General features: G+C 70.2%; 15 protein-coding genes. 10 read left to right on the plus strand and 5 right to left on the minus strand.

What is annotated here, in order from left to right:
- Positions 1-18: 18 nt before the first annotated feature.
- The 6 genes from ACIRGB_RS00060 (at position 19) to ACIRGB_RS00085 (ending at position 7151) form a co-directional block, all read left to right on the plus strand.
- Positions 19-858: a nucleosidase gene (locus ACIRGB_RS00060; RefSeq protein WP_403856772.1), complete on the plus strand. Its 840-nt coding sequence runs from the start codon at positions 19-21 to the stop codon at positions 856-858.
- A 175-nt stretch (positions 859-1033) separates the two neighbouring features.
- Positions 1034-2932, plus strand: a complete 1899-nt coding sequence (locus ACIRGB_RS00065) for an ATP-binding protein (RefSeq protein ID WP_403856775.1) — start codon at positions 1034-1036, stop codon at positions 2930-2932.
- Positions 2933-3168: 236 nt separating this feature from the next.
- Entirely contained in the window at positions 3169-4539 is a 1371-nt protein-coding gene (locus tag ACIRGB_RS00070) for an ABC transporter substrate-binding protein (protein ID WP_403856778.1), read from the plus strand.
- On the plus strand, positions 4536-5480 hold the full coding sequence (locus ACIRGB_RS00075) for a carbohydrate ABC transporter permease (protein WP_403856781.1): 945 nt from the start codon (positions 4536-4538) through the stop codon (positions 5478-5480). The genes ACIRGB_RS00070 and ACIRGB_RS00075 overlap by 4 nt, the downstream gene beginning before the upstream one ends.
- Position 5481: 1 nt before the next feature.
- Positions 5482-6348, plus strand: coding sequence for a carbohydrate ABC transporter permease (locus ACIRGB_RS00080; protein WP_403856784.1), 867 nt, complete (start codon positions 5482-5484; stop codon positions 6346-6348).
- Between the two features lie 89 nt (positions 6349-6437).
- On the plus strand, positions 6438-7151 hold the full coding sequence (locus ACIRGB_RS00085) for a helix-turn-helix domain-containing protein (protein ID WP_403856787.1): 714 nt from the start codon (positions 6438-6440) through the stop codon (positions 7149-7151).
- A gap of 28 nt (positions 7152-7179) precedes the next feature.
- Here the strand turns inward: ACIRGB_RS00085 and ACIRGB_RS00090 are convergent, their stop codons facing one another.
- Positions 7180-8205, minus strand: a complete 1026-nt coding sequence (locus ACIRGB_RS00090; protein ID WP_052840620.1) for an ATP-dependent 6-phosphofructokinase — start codon at positions 8203-8205, stop codon at positions 7180-7182.
- Positions 8206-8382: 177 nt separating this feature from the next.
- On the opposite strand from ACIRGB_RS00090, the gene pta reads away from it, so the two are divergent.
- The 3 genes from pta (at position 8383) to pyk (ending at position 13198) form a co-directional block, all read left to right on the plus strand.
- A complete protein-coding gene (pta, locus tag ACIRGB_RS00095) occupies positions 8383-10476 on the plus strand; it encodes a phosphate acetyltransferase (RefSeq protein WP_403856790.1) in 2094 nt (697 codons plus the stop codon).
- Positions 10473-11693, plus strand: a complete 1221-nt coding sequence (locus ACIRGB_RS00100; protein ID WP_403856793.1) for an acetate kinase — start codon at positions 10473-10475, stop codon at positions 11691-11693. The genes pta and ACIRGB_RS00100 overlap by 4 nt, the downstream gene beginning before the upstream one ends.
- A gap of 74 nt (positions 11694-11767) precedes the next feature.
- Positions 11768-13198: a pyruvate kinase gene (gene pyk, locus ACIRGB_RS00105; protein ID WP_403856796.1), complete on the plus strand. Its 1431-nt coding sequence runs from the start codon at positions 11768-11770 to the stop codon at positions 13196-13198.
- A gap of 76 nt (positions 13199-13274) precedes the next feature.
- Here pyk and ACIRGB_RS00110 read toward each other — a convergent pair whose 3' ends face one another.
- From ACIRGB_RS00110 to ACIRGB_RS00125, 4 genes are all read right to left on the minus strand, one after another.
- On the minus strand, positions 13275-14684 hold the full coding sequence (locus ACIRGB_RS00110) for a hypothetical protein (protein ID WP_403856799.1): 1410 nt from the start codon (positions 14682-14684) through the stop codon (positions 13275-13277).
- A complete protein-coding gene (locus tag ACIRGB_RS00115) occupies positions 14674-15327 on the minus strand; it encodes a DUF6114 domain-containing protein (protein WP_403856802.1) in 654 nt (217 codons plus the stop codon). The genes ACIRGB_RS00110 and ACIRGB_RS00115 overlap by 11 nt, the downstream gene beginning before the upstream one ends.
- 117 nt (positions 15328-15444) lie before the next feature.
- Positions 15445-16077: a DUF6230 family protein gene (locus ACIRGB_RS00120; RefSeq protein ID WP_403856805.1), complete on the minus strand. Its 633-nt coding sequence runs from the start codon at positions 16075-16077 to the stop codon at positions 15445-15447.
- Between the two features lie 639 nt (positions 16078-16716).
- The gene (locus tag ACIRGB_RS00125; RefSeq protein WP_403856808.1) at positions 16717-17694 is read right to left on the minus strand and encodes a tetratricopeptide repeat protein; all 978 of its coding nucleotides are present in this window, start codon (positions 17692-17694) and stop codon (positions 16717-16719) included.
- A gap of 252 nt (positions 17695-17946) precedes the next feature.
- On the opposite strand from ACIRGB_RS00125, the gene ACIRGB_RS00130 reads away from it, so the two are divergent.
- Entirely contained in the window at positions 17947-18582 is a 636-nt protein-coding gene (locus tag ACIRGB_RS00130; protein WP_403856811.1) for a TetR/AcrR family transcriptional regulator, read from the plus strand.
- Positions 18583-18674: the final 92 nt, after the last annotated feature.

Below are 18674 nucleotides of genomic sequence, written 5' to 3' on the forward strand. Positions count from 1 at the left end.
TTCTCCCAGCGGTAACTTATGACTATGCCGGACACCCAGCCCACCGTTCTGGTGCTGACCGCACTCCCGCTCGAATACGCCGCGGTCCGCGTGCACGTCGAGGAGCGGGAGGAGCGGGTGCACCGGGACGGCACCCGGGTCGAAGTGGGCCGTCTGCCGGACACCTCCTGGCACGTCGCCCTCGCCGAGCTGGGCATGGGCGCCGAGCGGGCCGCCGCTCTCACCACCCAGCTCATCAACTGGCTGCGCCCCGAGGCCGTGCTGTTCGTCGGAGTCGCCGGCAGCCTGAAGGACGACATCGAGATCGGCGACGTCGTCGTGGGCACGAAGGTGTACGAGGTCCACGGCGGCAAGCAGACACCGGACGGTTTCCTGGTTCGGCCGGAAGCACTGCCGGGCTCGCACGCGTTGGAACAGGCGGCACGTTCCGCCGTACGTGACATGCCCGACGTACGGGCGCACTTCGTGCCGATCGCCACGGGGGACGTCGTCCTGGCGGACGCCGAGTCCGAGATCGCCCTGTTAATCCGCGGGAACTACAACGACGCGGGCGCGATCGAGATGGAAGGCTCCGGCGCCCTCCAGGCGGCCCACCTGAGCGGCCAGTTGAACGCCCTGGTCGTCCGGGGCATCAGCGACCGTGCCGACGCCAAGAAGCACAAGGCCGACGCCTCGGGTTCACAGCAGCGCGCCGCCAAACAGGCCGCGGCGGTGACGGTGGCGGTGATGCACAAACACCGGCCCCGCGAGGGCTCCTCGGACTCCGAGGAGGGGCCCCAACGGGCGACATACGGCGGAGACCACGTCGACTTCCGGGGCGGCACCTTCCATGGCCCCGTCACCGGCAAGCAGAGCTGAGAGCAGGGACAAGCAGACCGTCCACGGCCCGGTCCCACGGGCGAGTGCCACGCTGCCACCTCGCCCACTCGTCTTCACGGGACGGGCGGCGAAGCTGGATCGGCTGCTGGCGCAGCTCGCGCCCACGTCGAGGAACTCGGTCGCGCTTCCTGTCCTCGTCTTCGCCGTCACGGGGATGGGCGGTATCGGCAAGACAGCGCTGGCGGTGGAGGCGGCACATCGGGCCTGCGCCGAAGGATGGTTCCCTGGCGGAACACTGTTCGTGGATCTTCGGGGCTACAGCGGCAATCCCGTGACGGCGGATCAGGCGGTACTGGCGCTGCTGGACGCATTGGGAGTTCAGGGTTCTGATCTGCCGCCGACAGCGACGCAGCAATACGACTCCTACCGTGCTCTCCTCGCCGGACGGCGGGAGCGGACGCTGCTGATCCTCGACAACGTCTCGGAACCGACCCAGTTTCTCGGTCTACTGCCCGGCACCGATCGCCACCGGGTGCTGATCACGACCCGGGACCGGCCGGACGCCATCCCTGTGCGTCTCATCGACCTGGAACCCCTTGATCCGGACGAAGCGGTCGTTCTCGTGACCCGCGCGCTGCAGGACGCCGACGAACACGATGAGCGCACGGCACAGGAGCCGGACGCCGTACACGCACTGGTGTCTCTCTGCGGACACTTGCCCCTCGCGCTGCACATCGCCGCTGCGATGTTGCGCAGGCGCCGTCTCCGTGACATCGCCTCGCTGGTGACCGAGATCCAGAAGGCCGGGGACCCGACGGCCGTCCTGGACCACGGCAGCAGGGGCACGGACCAGTACGGGCGCTCCCTTGCCCTTCGCCCGGTGCTGGCGGCGTCCTACCGTCGCCTGCCGTCCGACCAGGCTCGGCTGTTGCGTCTGTTGGCCCTGGTTCCCGGCGCCGACACGAGCACGGAGGCCGTGGCGGCCTTGACCGCACTGAACGTGGATGCCGCCCTGGAACTGCTGGAAGACCTGGTCGCCGCAAGTCTCGTCACGGCTGTACCGACGGCCAGGGACATGCGGTGGCGGCTGCATGACTTGGTACGGGCCTTCGGGGTGAGTGTGGTGCGGGAGGACGCCGACTTCCATGAGGAGGGGGAGACGGCACGGGAGCGACTCCTGACGTTCTACTGGCAGTGGGCGAATGCGGCGGATGACCGGTTGCGGTGGCTGCCAGGAAAGCCACCGCCCGAGCGGTTCGCCGACCGCGCGCAGGCACTGGCATGGCTGGACGCGGAGCGGGCGGGTCTGGTGGCGGCAGCATCGTGGGCACATGTGGAGCGATACGCGGACATGGCGACGCGGCTGGCCCTGTGCCTGGCGGAATATCTCGACTGGCGACGGTACTTCGACGACAAGATCACCATCACCCGTGCCGCGCAGGAGGCCGCCCACCGCGCCGGAGAGTCGCACAGCGAGGCTGGGGCATGGAACAACCTCGGCCTCGCGCTACTGGCCGTGGACCGGGTCGAAGAAGCGATCGACGCCCATACTCGCGCCCGCGACATGTTCCACGCCCTCGAAGACACCCCCTACGAGGCCAGTGCGTGGAATCACCTCGGAGCCGCCCTGCAGGAAGCGGGCCGACTGGAAGAGGCGATCGATGCCCACCGCCGCGCCCGCGACATGTCCCACGCCGCCGGGAACCACCTTCGCGAGGCCGACGCATGGGGAAACCTCGGTGTGGCTCTGCGGAAGATGGGTCGAGCGCAAGACGCAATCGACGCGCACAGCCGCGCCCGCGACATGTCCCAGGCCGCCGGGGACCGGCTCGGCGAGGCCCATAGCTGGCACCACCTTGGTAGTGCCTTTCGAGATGCGGGCCGGACGGAGGAGGCGATCGATGCGTACGGTGAAGCCCTCGCAATTCGCTGGGAATTCGAGGACTGGTACGTGGCCGCCAGCACCCTCGTGAAACTGGCCCTCACCTATGGCTCCACCCACCGCTCAGCCGACGCCCGCGCCTGCTGGCTCCAGGCTGCCGACGCCCTTACCCGTGCCGACGCCCCTGCTCTGGCCGCCCGGGCCCGCTCAGAGGCCGAGAACCTGGAATAGAACCGTCCTCACGCCACCGCCGGTGCCCCCTGGACCTCCGCGTCTCCCATGCCGTCCAGCCCGTGGCCCTGAAGCACTGCCCGCGCCGTGACCCGTGCGAACCAGTCACACTGAAGGTGCCGATCACGTCCTGCAGCAATCCTGCGCACACGCATTGACCTGACTAGACCACTCCTCTTACGTTCGCCGAGCAGCCGTCCAGGCCACAGTGTCGTGTGCCCGTAGGAGGTCATGCCGTGCGTTCCACCGTCCGGTTCACCGCCCTGTTCACCCTCACCGCGCTCGCCTCCACCTCGCTCGCCGCCTGCTCAAGCGGCTCCGGCAGTGATCCGGACACGGTGAAGGTCTCCTTCAAGCAGTCGACGGACAACTCCATCAAGGTGATGGACACCTACCTCGAAGGCGTCAAGAAGCAGTTCGAGAAGGCCAACCCCGGGAAGAAGGTCGAGCTGGTGCCGATCAAGGCGCCGGACTCGGAGTACTACACCAAGCTCCAGCAGATGCTCCGCTCCCCCAAGACCGCCCCCGACCTGGTCTACGAGGACACGTTCCTCATCAACTCGGACATCACCAGCGGGTACCTGAAGCCGCTCGACGACTACCTCGCCGAGTGGAAGGACTGGGACCAGTTCATCGACACGGCGAAGGCGGCGGCCAAGGGCGAGGACGGGAAGACGTACGGCGTTCCGGACGGGACGGACACCCGGGGCCTGTGGTTCAGCAAGGACGTGTTCGCCAAGGCCGGGCTGCCCGCCGACTGGCAGCCGAAGACCTGGGACGAGGTCCTCGACGCCGCCCGCGCCATCAAGGAGAAGGTGCCGGGCGTCACGCCGCTCAACGTCTACACGGGCAAGCCCGCCGGTGAGATGGCCACCATGCAGGGCTTCGAGATGCTGCTGTACGGCACGGGGGACGGCTCCTCCGATCCGCTGTACGACAAGGGGAGCAAGAAGTGGATCACGGCGGGGCAGGGGTTCGAGGACTCCCTCTCCTTCGTCGAGACGGTGTACAAGGAGAAGCTCGGCCCGGAGGTCTCCGACGCACTCGACCCCAACTTCTCCACCAAGATCCGCGGTGAGCTGCTGCCGCAGGGCAAGCTCGGGATCGCGCTCGACGGTTCCTGGCTGCCGCAGGACTGGCTGGAGGGCAGCGGGCACGAGTGGCCCGAGTGGTCCAAGGAGCTGGGGCTCGCTGCCATGCCCACGCAGCACGGGCAGGCGCCCGGCAGGGTGAGCATGTCCGGCGGGTGGACCTGGTCCATCCCGGCCAAGGCGGGCAACCCGGACCTCGCCTTCGACTTCATCAAGACGATGCAGACCAAGGCCAACGCCCAGAAGTGGTACATCGCCAACTCCGGCATCGCGGTCCGTGCGGACGTCGCGAAGGACCCCGCGTACATCGGCGCCCAGCCCGGCATCAAGTTCTTCACCGACCTCGTCGCCGACACCCACTACCGGCCCGCCTACCCGGCGTACCCCAAGGTGTCCGTCGCCATCCAGGAGGCCATGGAGGGCGTCACGACCGGCGACACGTCGGTCCAGGAGGCGGCGCGCGGCTACGACGAGGCGCTCAAGGAGGCCACCGACAACCAGGTGGTGAGCAAGTGACGGCCACCGCGCCGGAGCACACGGGGCCGGAGGTCCGCAAGAGCCCCGCCTCCCCGGCCGCCTCCGGCGCGCGGACCGGCACCGTCCGCCGCTCCCTGGTCCGTGCCCTGCCCGTCTCCCCCGCCGTCGTCCTGCTGCTGCTCTTCCTCGCCGGCCCGATCGTCTACTGCGTCGTCATCGCCTTCACCGACCTCCAGCTCACCGGTCAGGCCCAGGAGTCCTTCGTCGGCTTCGACAACTTCACCCGCGCCTTCCAGGACGAGGCGTTCCTCAACGCCGTATGGCTGACCCTGGTGTTCACCGTGCTGTCCTCGCTGATCGGGCAGAACACCCTGGGGCTCGCCCTGGCCTCGCTGATGCAGCGGGCCTCGAAGCCGGTCCGTACGCTCACCGGTGGCATCGTTGTCACGGCCTGGGTGCTGCCGGAGGTGGTGGCGGGCTTCCTGCTCTACGCCTTCTTCCGGCGCGAGGGCACCCTCAACGCCATCCTGGACTGGCTCCATCTGCCCTCGCAGAACTGGCTGTTCACGCTGCCGATCCTGGCGGTGTCCTTCGCCAACGTGTGGCGGGGCACCGCGTTCTCGATGCTGGTGTACTCGGCCGCGCTGAACGAGATCCCCAAGGAGGTCACCGAGGCCGCCGAGGTCGACGGCGCGAGCGGCTGGCGCCGGATGTGGCACATCACGCTGCCGATGATCCGGCGCTCCATCGGCACCAACCTCATGCTCAACACGCTCCAGACCCTGTCGGTCTTCGGGCTGATCTGGGTGATGACGCGGGGCGGGCCGAGCGGCAAGAGCCAGACGCTGCCGCTGTTCATGTACGAGCAGGCCTTCCAGAACAGCCTGATCGGGTACGGCACGGCGGTGGCGCTGCTGCTGTTGCTGATCGGCTCGCTGTTCTCGGTCGTGTACCTGCGCCTGCTGCGCACGGAGGTCTGACATGGCGTCCACGGTCACGTCCCGTACCCCCGGCCGCACCCCCTCCTCCCGGCGCAACCGGCGCCGGGCGGCCGCCGACGCCGGGCTGCTGGTGGTGGCCGCGGCCTTCGTGCTGCCGCTGGCCTGGGTGGTGCTGTCCGCCCTCGACCCGCACGCGGGCCTGCGCGTGAAGGCGCCCGACGGGGTCACGCTGGAGAACTTCGACGCGATCCTCACCCCGGAGATCACCTTCACCCCGCTGCTCAACAGCCTGATCCTGTGCGGCGGCGCGACCCTGCTGACGGTGGTGTGCGCGGCGCTCGCGGCGTATCCGCTCTCCCGTTTCCGGTCCCGGCTGAACCGGCCGTTCCTGCTCACCGTCCTGTTCGCGACCAGCCTCCCCATCACGGCGATCATGGTGCCCGTCTACGCCCTGTTCGTGCGGGTGAACATGATCGACACCTTGCAGGGGACGATCTTCTTCTTCGCCGCCTCGCAACTGCCGTTCGCGATCTGGCTCATGAAGAACTTCATGGACGGCGTGCCGAAGGAGCTGGAGGAGGCGGCGTGGACGGACGGGGCGTCGTCGTTCCAGTCGCTGCTGCGGATCGTGCTGCCGCTGATGGGGCCCGGGGTGGCGGTGGTGACGGTGTTCTCGTTCGTGCAGATGTGGGGGAACTTCTTCGTCCCCTTCATGCTGCTGCTCTCTCCGGACCAGATGCCGGCCTCGGTCAGCATCAACGACTTCTTCGGCAACCGGGGCATGGTGGCGTACGGGCAGCTGGCGGCGTTCTCGATCGTCTACTCGACGCCGGTCGTGCTGCTGTACGTGCTGATCTCCCGGCGGCTGGGCGGCGGGTTCGCGCTGGGCGGGGCGGTCAAGGGATGAGGGGATGAGTGCGCCGAGGTCCCGTACGTTCCTACAATCCGTATCGCTGGCCGAACAGCCCGTAGTCAGCACCGCCCCGGACCCCTACGGTGTGGCGCGTGCGCCGACCCTCACCCGGCCCGAACCAGTCGGGCCCCCCGTTCAACGCCCTCGCCGCCCGCCGGCTGCGTGCCGCCCTCAACATGGGGCCCGAGCACGTCGCCCACGGCATACGCGTCTCGTACGGCCTGCCGTACGTCGGCCCCGACCTCGTCGTCGCCTGGGAGCGGGGGACCGTCTCCCCCGAAGGCCCCGAACTGACCGCGCTCGCCGGGGTGCTGTGGTGCTCGCCCGGTGAGCTGATGGGCCGGCCGCAGTCCCTGCGCGAGCACCGCGTCGCCCGCGGGCTGGCGCCCGAGGACGTGGCCCGTGCGGTCGGCCTCGGGCTCCCGGCCTACCTGCGGATGGAGGAGGCGGACCACTGGCGCGGCACCGACCGCCAGTCGGCCCAGCTCGCCGACGTGCTCGGCCTGACGCTGCCCGACTTCGTGACCGTCACCGGGCGCGAGGAGAAGCTGGCCGACCTGCTGACGAGTGCGGTGACCACCCGCTGGCAGGGCTGTGTGCGCCCGATCGCCAAGCTGGCGCCACTGGACCGGCGCGTCCTGGAGAACGTCCTCCAGGTACTGCACCAGGACTACCAGGGGCGCATGACCGCCACCCTCAGCTGGGGCGGCGGCGCCCCCGACTCGAGTGCCGGGGGCCGGGACTTCCTGGACCGGATCGTGGACCACTTCTGGTCGGCGGTCGAGAAGCACCCGTAGGCACCCCCGGCGGGAGGGCGGCCGGGGTCTAGAAGACCGACTCCGCCTCGTCCATCCGGTCCTTCGGGACCGTCTTCAGCTCGGTGACCGCCTCCGCCAGCGGCACCATGACGACGTCGGTACCGCGCAGCGCCGTCATCCGGCCGAAGTCACCCCGGTGCGCGGCCTCCACCGCGTGCCAGCCGAACCTGGTGGCGAGCACCCTGTCGTACGCGGTGGGCACGCCGCCGCGCTGGACGTGGCCGAGGATGACCGGCTTGGCCTCCTTGCCGAGCCTGCGCTCCAGTTCGAAGGCGAGCGCGGTGCCGATGCCCTGGAAGCGCTCGTGGCCGAACTTGTCGATGGCGCCCTTGCCGTAGTCCATGGAGCCCTCGGCGGGGTGGGCGCCCTCGGCGACGCAGACCACGGCGAACTTCTTGCCGCGGGCGAACCGCTCCTCGACCATCTTGACCAGGTCGGCGGGGTCGAAGGGCCGCTCGGGCAGGCAGATGCCGTGGGCGCCGGCCGCCATGCCGGACTCCAGGGCGATCCAGCCGGCGTGCCGGCCCATGACCTCGACGACCATCACGCGCTGGTGGGACTCGGCGGTGGTCTTGAGGCGGTCCATCGCCTCGGTCGCGACGCCGACCGCCGTGTCGAAGCCGAAGGTGCGGTCGGTGGAGGAGATGTCGTTGTCGATGGTCTTCGGCACGCCGACCACCGGGAGGCCCGCGTCGGACAGCATCCGGGCGGCCGTGAGCGTGCCCTCGCCACCGATCGGGATCAGGGCGTCGATGCCGAAGTTCTGGATCATGTCCGAGGCGTTCTCGCAGGCCTCGCGGAGCCGGTCGCGCTCCAGGCGGGAGGAGCCGAGGATGGTGCCGCCGCGGGCCAGGATGCCGCTGACCGCGTTGAGGTCGAGCGTGCGGTACCGGCCGTCCAGCAGTCCGGCGTAGCCGTCCTCGAAGCCGATGACCTCGTCGCCGTAGTTGTCGACCGCTCGGTGCACGACCGACCGGATCACTGCGTTCAGGCCGGGGCAGTCGCCGCCTGCGGTGAGAACTCCGATACGCATCGTGCTGTGTCTCCTGCTCGCTGTTGACACCGGTGAGCCGATTCAATTGTTTCACGGCCCGGACGGCGGTGGACGCTGACGGGCGCCTTAACCCTCGCCAGAGGTACTGTCAAGAGGGTTCCGCCCACCTCCTCAGCCCGACGAAAAACGCTCACCCCGACGAAACGGAGAGCACGCGTGACGCGCAGCGTGTACGTGACCGGTATCGACCGCGGCGACGGCCGCCAGGTCGTCGAGCTGGGGGTGATGGAACTCCTGACCCGGCAGGTCGACCGGGTCGGCGTCTTCCGTCCCCTGGTGCACGACGGGCCGGACCGGCTCTTCGAGCTGCTGCGCGCCCGCTACCGGCTCGCGCAGGACCCGGCCACGGTCTACGGCATGGACTACCAGGAGGCCTCCCTCCTCCAGGCCGAACAGGGCGTGGACGAGCTGGTGTCCGCGCTGGTCGACCGCTTCCACCTGGTGGCGCGGGACTACGACGTCGTGCTCGTCCTGGGCACCGACTACGCCGACACCCAGTTCCCGGACGAGCTGTCGCTGAACGCGCGGCTCGCCAACGAGTTCGGCGCCTCGGTCCTCCCCGTCGTCGGCGGCCGCAAGCAGAGCGCCGAGTCCGTGCTCGCGGAGACCCACAACGCCTTCCGCGCCTACGACGGCCTCGGCTGCGACGTGCTGGCCATGGTGACCAACCGGGTGGCGCGCGAGGACCGGGACGAGATCGCCGAGCGGCTCGCGCACCGGCTGCCGGTGCCGTGCTGGGTGGTGCCGGACGAGCCCGCCCTGTCCGCGCCGACGGTCTCCCAGATCGCGCACGCCCTGGACGCCCGGGTGGTGCTCGGGGACGACTCCGGGCTCGCCCGCGACGCGCTGGACTTCGTCTTCGGCGGGGCCATGCTGCCCAACCTGCTCGGCGCCCTGACCCCGGGCTGCCTGGTCATCACCCCCGGCGACCGCGCCGACCTGGTGATCGGCACGCTGGCCGCGCACAGCGCCGGCACCCCGCCGATAGCCGGGGTCCTGCTGACCCTGGACGAGGTGCCCGGCCAGGGCATCCTCACCCTCGCCGACCGGCTGGCCCCCGGCACCCCGGTGCTCTCGGTGACCGGCAACAGCTTCCCGACCGCCGAGCGGCTGTTCTCCCTGGAGGGCAAGCTGAGCGCGGCCTCCCCGCGCAAGGCGGAGACGGCCCTCGGCCTGTTCGAGCGGTACGTGGACACGGCCGAGCTGAACCAGCGGGTCTCCGCCCCCAGCAGCGACCGCGTCACGCCGATGATGTTCGAGCACAAGCTGCTCGAACAGGCCCGCTCCGACCTGCGCCGGGTCGTCCTGCCCGAGGGCACCGAGGAGCGGGTGCTGCACGCGGCGGAGGTGCTGCTGCGCCGGGGCGTGTGCGAGCTGACCCTGCTCGGCCCGGTCGAGCAGATCCGCAAGAAGGCCGCCGACCTCGGCATCGACCTCGGCGGCGCCGAGCTGATCGACCCGGCCGCCAGCGAGCTGCGCGACTCCTTCGCCGAGAAGTACGCCGCCCTGCGCGCCCACAAGGGCGTGACCGTGGAGCTGGCCCACGACGTGGTCTCCGACGTGAACTACTTCGGCACGCTGATGGTGCAGGAGGGCTTCGCCGACGGCATGGTGTCGGGGTCGGTGCACTCGACGGCGGCGACCATCCGCCCGGCCTTCGAGATCATCAAGACCAAGCCGGACGCCGCGATCGTCTCCTCGGTCTTCTTCATGTGCCTGGCCGACAAGGTGCTGGTCTACGGCGACTGCGCGGTCAATCCGGACCCGGACGCGGAGCAGCTCGCCGACATCGCCGCCCAGTCCGCGTCGACGGCGGCGCAGTTCGGGGTGGAGCCGCGGATCGCGATGCTGTCGTACTCGACCGGCACGTCCGGCTCCGGCGCGGACGTCGACAAGGTGCGCGAGGCGACCGAGCTGGTCCGCTCGCGCCGCCCGGACCTCAGCATCGAGGGGCCGATCCAGTACGACGCGGCGGTCGAACCGTCGGTGGCCGCCACCAAGCTGCCCGGCTCGGCGGTCGCCGGGCAGGCCAGCGTGCTGATCTTCCCCGACCTGAACACCGGCAACAACACCTACAAGGCGGTGCAGCGCTCGGCCGGCGCCATCGCGGTCGGCCCGGTCCTCCAGGGCCTGCGCAAGCCGGTCAACGACCTGTCCCGGGGCGCGCTCGTGCAGGACATCGTCAACACCGTCGCCATCACGGCGATCCAGGCCCAGCAGTCCCCCAGTGAGAAGGCGTCCGACCAGTGACCGGCACCCGTGTCCTCGTTCTCAACTCCGGCTCGTCGTCGGTGAAGTACCAGCTGATCGACATGCGCGGCGGTGAGCGCCTGGCCGTGGGCCTCGTCGAGCGGATCGGCGAGGAGACCTCGCGGCTGAAGCACACGCCGGCCGGTAGCGGCGGCCGGGAGTGGAGCGGGGCCGTCCCGGACCACGAGGCGGCGCTGAAGGCCGTGGCGGCCGAGCTGGCCAAGGACGGCCTCGGCCTGGACTCGCCGGAGCTGGCCGCGATCGGGCACCGGGTGGTGCACGGCGGACTGAAGTTCACCGAGCCGACCGTCGTGGACGACGCCGTGCTCGCCGAGATCGAGCGGCTGGTGCCGGTCGCCCCGCTGCACAACCCGGCCAACCTCACCGGCATCCGCACCGCGCAGGCGCTGCGCCCCGACCTGCCGCAGGTCGCCGTCTTCGACACGGCCTTCCACACGACGATGCCGGAGTCCGCGGCCCGCTACGCGATCGACGTCGAGACCGCCGACGCGCACCGCGTCCGGCGCTACGGCTTCCACGGCACCTCGCACGCGTACGTCTCCCGGGAGACCGCGCGGCTGCTGGGCAGGGCGCCCGAGGACGTGAACGTCATCGTGCTGCACCTGGGCAACGGGGCGTCCGCCTCGGCCGTGCGGGGCGGGCGGTGCGTGGACACCTCCATGGGACTGACGCCTTTGGAGGGGCTCGTGATGGGTACGCGCTCGGGAGACATGGACCCGGCCGTCATCTTCCATTTGATGCGTGTTGGGGGAATGTCCGCCGACGAGATCGACACTCTCCTCAACAAGAGGAGCGGTCTGATCGGGCTGTGCGGCGACAACGACATGCGGGAGATCCGCCGCCGTGTCGACGCCGGTGACGAGCGGGCGCAGCTGGCCTTCGACGTCTACATTCACCGGCTGAAGAAGTACATCGGCGCCTATTACGCCGTTCTCGGACGCGTGGACGCCGTGGCGTTCACGGCCGGGGTCGGGGAGAACTCGGCGCCGGTGCGGGAGGCGGCCGTGGCGGGCCTGGAGGGGCTCGGCCTGGCGGTCGACGGCGAGCTGAACGCCGTACGCGGCGACGAGGCCCGGCTGATCTCGCCCGCGGGGGCGCGGGTGGCGGTGGCGGTGGTACCGACGGACGAGGAAATGGAGATCGCGACACAGACCTATGCACTGGTAAATGAATCGGGGAATCCCCCTCTCACCTGAGCGGCATCCCGCCCTTTTGTATTTTCCGCCAGACGGAATATTCCGCGCCGAAACAAACCGATAGGATGGCACCCATGCGCCGTTCGAAAATCGTCTGTACTCTCGGCCCCGCGGTCGACTCCCACGAGCAGCTCGTCACGCTGATCGAAGCCGGCATGAACGTGGCCCGCTTCAACTTCAGCCACGGCACCCACGCCGAGCACCAGGGTCGTTACGACCGGGTGCGGGCCGCCGCCAAGGAGACGGGCCGGGCCATCGGTGTCCTCGCCGACCTCCAGGGCCCCAAGATCCGCCTGGAGACCTTCGCGGAGGGCCCCGTCGAGCTGGTGCGCGGTGACGAGTTCACCATCACCACCGACGACGTCCCCGGCGACCGGACGATCTGCGGCACGACGTACAAGGGCCTGCCCGGTGACGTCACCAAGGGCGACCAGGTGCTCATCAACGACGGCAACGTCGAGCTGAAGGTCACCGAGGTCGAGGGCCCCCGGGTGAAGACGATGGTCATCGAGGGCGGCGTCATCTCCGACCACAAGGGCATCAACCTGCCCGGCACGGCGGTCAACGTCCCCGCGCTGAGCGAGAAGGACGTCGAGGACCTCCGCTTCGCGCTGCGCATGGGCTGCGACATGGTCGCCCTCTCCTTCGTCCGGGACGCCAAGGACGTCGCCGACGTGCACCGCGTCATGGACGAGGAGGGCCGCCGCGTCCCCGTGATCGCCAAGGTGGAGAAGCCCCAGGCGGTCGAGAACATGGAGGACGTCGTGATGGCGTTCGACGGCGTGATGGTCGCCCGTGGCGACCTGGCCGTCGAGTACCCGCTCGAGAAGGTCCCCATGGTGCAGAAGCGCCTGATCGAGCTGTGCCGGCGCAACGCCAAGCCGGTGATCGTGGCGACCCAGATGATGGAGTCGATGATCACCAACTCCCGTCCGACCCGCGCCGAGGCCTCCGACGTGGCCAACGCGATCCTGGACGGCGCCGACGCGGTCATGCTGTCCGCCGAGTCGAGCGTGGGCGCGTACCCGATCGAGACCGTCAAGACGATGTCGAAGATCGTCACCGCTGCCGAGCAGGAGCTGCTCTCCAAGGGCCTCCAGCCGCTGGTGCCGGGCAAGAAGCCGCGCACGCAGGGCGGTTCGGTGGCCCGGGCCGCCGCCGAGATCGCCGACTTCCTCGGCGGCAAGGGCCTGGTGGCCTTCACCCAGTCCGGCGACACCGCCCGCCGGCTCTCGCGCTACCGCGCCTGCCAGCCGATCCTCGCCTTCACCACCGACGAGTCCACCCGCAACCAGCTGGCGCTCAGCTGGGGCGTGGAGCCGCACGTGGTGCCGTTCGTGAACAGCACCGACGAGATGGTCGACCTGGTGGACCAGGAGACGGCCCGCCTGGGCCGGTTCAACGACGGCGACGTCGTCGTGATCACCGCAGGTTCGCCCCCCGGCGTGCCCGGCACCACCAACATGGTCCGGGTCCTGCACCTGGGCGAGACGCGGCGCGGCTGACCGCCCCCGCCTCCGTCGTACGCACCGAGGGCGCCCCCTGCCGCAGGGGGCGCCCTCGGGCGTGGTGCGGATGTGCTCAGTCGGTCGTGTACTGGTGCAGCCCCGGCACGTGCAGCGTGCCGCCGAACTGCCCGGCCTGGACGACCGTGACCTTGGTGAAGTAGATCAGCGGGATGTCCAGCGGCGGCGGGTTCTCCGGGTCGAAGGTGATCGGGATCAGCCCGAGCAGGTTGCCCGAGATGCTCTCGGTGTACATCACCGTCTCGCCGTCGCGGATCGTGGACGTGGAGCCCTTGGCCGCCTGCACGTGGTAGGTCTTGCCGGCCTGCTCGTCCTTCACCGTCTGGTGCAGGTCGCCGATGTCGGTGCCGTTGGAGATGACGTACTTCAGCACCTTCTTGGTGGTGCCGTTGGCCGTCCGCACCTCGACGACGCCCTTGTAGGAGGCGCCCTTCAGCAGCAGCGAGCTGGCGTTGAGGTACCACGGGTCGTCGGGCAGCGGCAGCTTGTTGTCGACGCCGCCCTCCGCGTCGGTGGCGGCCGGGCAGTCCTCGGCGTCCTTGCCGGCCTCGTCGGCGCTCTCGGAGGCGCTGGAGCTGGGCGTGGCGGTCGCGTCCTCCTTGGCCTTCTCCGCGTCCTCCTTGGCCTTCTCGGCCGCCTTCCTGGCCGCCTCGGCCGCCTTGTCCACCGTGTCCGCGGTGTCCTCGGCCGCCTTCGACGCCGTGCCGGTCGCGCCCTCGACGGTGTCCTTCGCGGTGCCGGTGACCGTGTCGGTCGTGTCCTTCAGCGCGTCGGACGCGTCGGACGCGCCCTCGGAGGCCGACGGGGTCGGCGTGGGGCTCGGGCTCTCCTCGGCCTTCTTGCCGCCGGTGAAGATGCCCTCGAGGGTGTCGCCGAGGCCGTCCAGCAGCCCGCCCTTGTCCTCCGACTCGGAGGGGGACGGCTCCGCCGCGCTCGAACCGGACGCCTCCTGGCTCTGCGACGCGGAGGGGCTCGGGGCGGGGGCGTCCTGCTCGTCCTCGGCGCCCTTGTCGTCGGAACCTGAATCCGGCGAAGAGGGGTCGTCCTGGTCCGAGCCGGCGTCCGTGCCCGCGTCCTCGCCGGTGTCCCCGGTGGAGGCCGAGGGGTCGGGCTCCTTCGCGTCGTCCTTGCCGTCGTCGGCCCCGTCGGTCGCCGAGGGCGAGGGGGTGGGCGAGGCGGACGGGTCCTTCTCGGCGTCCTCCAGGGCCGCCACGCAGTCCTTGTACTCGTCGGCCGTCAGGCTGTTGGAGGGCGGCGCCGCGTCGTTGCCGTCGGCGAGGGCGAGCGTCGGCGTGAACCCCATCCCCATGAGGACGGCCGTGGGCATCGCCGCGATGGCTATCGCCTTGCCGGCCGGCATGTGGAACCTGGTGAACAACGGCTTCTTGGGTGCCGCGTGGCGCGGCCCGGTTCTCACACGGGACGACTCCACGTCAGTCCCGCGGGTCACCTCGTCAGCCGGCACTGTGCCTCCCGTTCGCCCCGTTGGCCGGGCTCGTTCCTGACAGATCGTGCGCCCCCGGTGCCATGAAGCCCTGGGAGGGCTCCCCGTCGTCCATCCCGCCCCGCGGCCCCGGCACCGCTGGGCCGGACGCCTGGGTCCCGGGCCCCGGGAAGCCGGGGAACGCGGTGTCGTCGGCCGCAGCTCCGGGGACCGCGCCCTCGGGGGCGCCGTCCGTGCCCTTGCCCTCCAGCGGCGGCTCGGTCTGCGGCGGTTCGCCCGGCACCCACGACACGGCCATCGCCCCGCCGACCAGCGCGAGCAGGAAGCCGATGAGGAAACCGCCGAGGTTGGACACGGGGATGGACACCAGCGCCAGCAGGATCGCCGCCACACCGGCGAAGACCCGGATGTGCTTCTGGAACCACAGGCTGACGCCCAGGACGACCAGCAGCACACCGATGATCAGGGAGCCGGAGCCCGCGGTGGTCGCCATCGCGAGGGTCAGGTGACCGATCTGGAGGTTCGCGTACGGGAAGTAGGCGATGGGGAGTCCGCCGAGCGCGATGAACAGGCCGGCCCAGAACGGCCGCCCGCCTCGCCAGGCACGGAACTGCAGCCTACGGCGGGTGAACTGGCCGGCTGCTGCAGGAGTCTCGGCGCTCATGGAAAACAGCTCCCTGGTACGGCTTTGCTGTGGTGGAGATGTGGGCCGCACGTGAAGGCACGGCCGGAGAGTGGACGGGCGGGGGCGCCACCGGCTCCCCCGCCCGTCAACGAGTGCTTAGTAGCACTCCTTGACACCCTTGGACAGCGACATCTTCAGACCGCTGAGCTTGAAGGTTCCGGCGGTGGTCGCCCACGCCGTCTGCTTCACGTTCTTCAGCGTGGCCGAGTCGGCCTGCTGCGCGAACCCGTACGGGTTCGCCGTGTCGCCCTTCTTGATGCCGGGACCCTTGTTGGCGTCCTTGGCTGCCACACCGATGTCGATGCCGCGGAACGTGGCATCGGCCGAGAGGTCCTCGACGTCGATGTACAGGTTCTCCGCCTTGACCGGGGTGTTGCCACCGCCGGCCTTCAGCATGAGGCTGACCGAACCGATCAGCGGGATGTCCGGGGTGACCACGGACTGGCACATGTTCTTGATCTGCGCGGACTTGAACGCCGAGACCGCGACGGGGTGAGCCGTCTTCTCGCCCTTCAGCGTGTAGCCCGAATCGATCGCCCCGTACTGGGAGAAGCCCGTGCCGTCGAGCTGGTCCGCCGTCACCTTGAACGACTGGCCGGAAACGCTGAACGACGCGGCGAGAGCGCCCTGCGCGAGCGCGACGCCTATCGCAGCCGTGGCGGCCACGCTGGGCACCATGACCACAGCGAACCGCTTCCATCTGGTCCCGCCACGCACCTGGGACTCCATATTTCCTCCTTCTCGGACGTACATCTCCTGGCCTCGGCCGGCCGCCGGTTCGGCGGCGCGGTCTGGCAGGGATGGGAGAAGTGCTACGTCCTCGGGAAGGAGAGCGCCCGCACTCGGCGGCACGTACAACGCGCCCGAATAACCGGCGATCACCCCCGAGCGACAACCACTGGTCGCGCCTGACACGCATCACGCACAACCCTGCTGGACAGGCTTCGCCGGATGAGCGAAGACCCCCCTGCCCAAGGGCCGGCACCACTGCCGCCGACCCTGCTCGGTGGGGACCCAGGAACCCCCGCCACCCGACCGGCTGTCGGGGTACGGGAATGGACCGAGCGTCGCCGATCGTGGTGCATTCTCGCCGTCGACACAAGGGGGTTCGTTACTGGCTAGTAGCGGCCGGGTAACGGCGGGACGACACACCGGTCTCGAACGGCGACGCTGGGTGTGTCATGAGGGCAGAACAAAACTATTGATCGATGGACAGAGTCCGACAGATCGACGCCGCTGACTTACTGCCAGTAACAGCGGCCGCGATTACCAAGTTTTGGTAAAGCGCGGCCGCAGTGACGCCTCTTCGACAGGTCCTTCACACCCGCCACACGTCGATGGCGTTTAGAACGCAGACCCCGACGCGGACTAGAACAGGGCGCGGGCGAGTGCCCGGCGCGCCGCGGTCACCCGCGGGTCGTCGGCACCGACCACCTCGAACAACTCCAGCAGCCGCAGCCGTACGGCGTCCCGGTCGTCCCCGGCCGTGACGCGCACCGTGTCGATCAGGCGCCCGAAGGCGTCCTCCACGTGACCGCCCACCAGATCCAGGTCGGCGGCGGCGATCTGCGCCTGGGCGTCGCCCGGCTTGTCGGCCGCTTCCTGACGGACCCGCTGCGGATCGGCGTTCTGCACCCGCTGGAGCAACTCGGCCTGGGCCAGGCCCAGTTTCGCCTCGGTGTTGCCCGGCTCCTCGGCCAGCACGTTCTTGTACGCCTGGACCGCGCCGCCCAGGTCACCCGCGTCCATCGCCTGCACGGCGGCGTCGAGAGCCGCGTCGTGCGGCCCGGCCGGGCGCTCGGGGGCGGCGGACGGCGCAGCGCCCGGCTCCGCCTCGGGGTCGACGACCAGACCGGTCAGACCGAAGCGCTCCTCGCCGACCTGCACCAGCTGGTCCAGGGTCTGGCGGATCTGCGCCTCACCGGCGGCACCCTGGAAGAGCGGCAGCGCCTGTCCGGCGACGACCGCGAACACGGCGGGGATGCCCTGGACGCCGAACTGCTGCATCAGCATCTGGTTGGCGTCGACGTCGATCTTGGCGAGGAGGAAGCGCCCGTTGTACTCGACGGCGAGCCGCTCCAGGACCGGGCTCAACTGCTTGCAGGGCTCGCACCACTCGGCCCAGAAGTCGATGACGACCGGGACCTCGGTGGACCGCTGGAGAACCTCGCTCTCGAAACCGGCCTCGTCGACGTCGATGACGAGGTCGGCCGGGGAGACGGCTCCCGTACCGCCCTGACGGGCCGCCTGGGCGCGCGCCTGCTCCGCCTTCGCCTTGGCTTCCTGGGCCTGCTTCACCGCGGCGAGGTCGACGACCCCGCTCATGGACATGTTCCGTGGCTGCATGGGCCTATCCTCCCCCGTACGGCGCGCGCGTGTGAAAACCGGGTCGAAAGCCCGCCCGGATGTGTGCTGTTCGCGTGTGTCCTGCTCGGCGCCGGGTCCCCACCCCACGCCCGTGGTCGTCGCTGGGGCGCGGGCGGACCCGCGCTTTCGCTACGACTCGTAGCGTAATACCGGGACGGCCCGCGGGAACACCCCGCCGCGGTGATCTGCCTCACGACCGACCGCGTGTTACCCGCCGGTTAAGGTCGGGGGATGCAGAGCAGCACCCCCGCCGGCCGTGCCGGGCGCCCGCGCAGTGCCGCGGCGGACACCGCGATCCTGGCCGCGACGCGGGCCGCGCTGGTCGACCTCGGCTGGTCGAAGCTCACCCTGGGAGACGTCGCCACGCGGGCCGGGGTTGCCAAGACGACGCTCTACCGCCGCTGGGCGGGCAAGAACGAGCTGGTCGTGGACGCGGTGGCGGAGCTCTTCGACGAGCTGGAACTGCCCGACCGCGGCTCCCTCGCCGCCGACATCGAGGGCGTGGTGCTCCAGTTCGCGGCGATCCTGGCCCGTCCGGAGGCCAGGAGCGGCCTGATGGCGGTGGTCGCGGAGTCCACCCGGGACGACGCGCTGCGCGAGCGCATCCGCACCTCGATCGTCGAGCGGCAGAAGCGCCTGGTGCTGGAGGGCAGGGCGCGGGCCCAGGCCCGGGGCGAGCTGCCGCCGGAGCCGGACGCCGCGGAGGCGGCCCGCACCGTGGACCTGATCTTCGACATGGTCGCGGGAGCGGTGGTGCACCGCACCCTGGTCAGCGCACAGACCGCCAACGCGGACTGGGTACGCGGCTTCACCCAGGTCTTGCTGCGGGGGCTCACCTCCCGGCCGCCGGAGTCGGACGACGGGTGACGGGTGACGGGTGGCGGGTGACCTCTAGACCGACCGAGTCGGGTGGTGGGTGGGCATAGGCCCGGGGGTCCAGGGGGCGGAGCCCCCTGGAA

It is taken from the genome of Streptomyces sp. NPDC102490, from assembly GCF_044765285.1.
Taxonomy (GTDB): Bacteria; Actinomycetota; Actinomycetes; order Streptomycetales; family Streptomycetaceae; genus Streptomyces.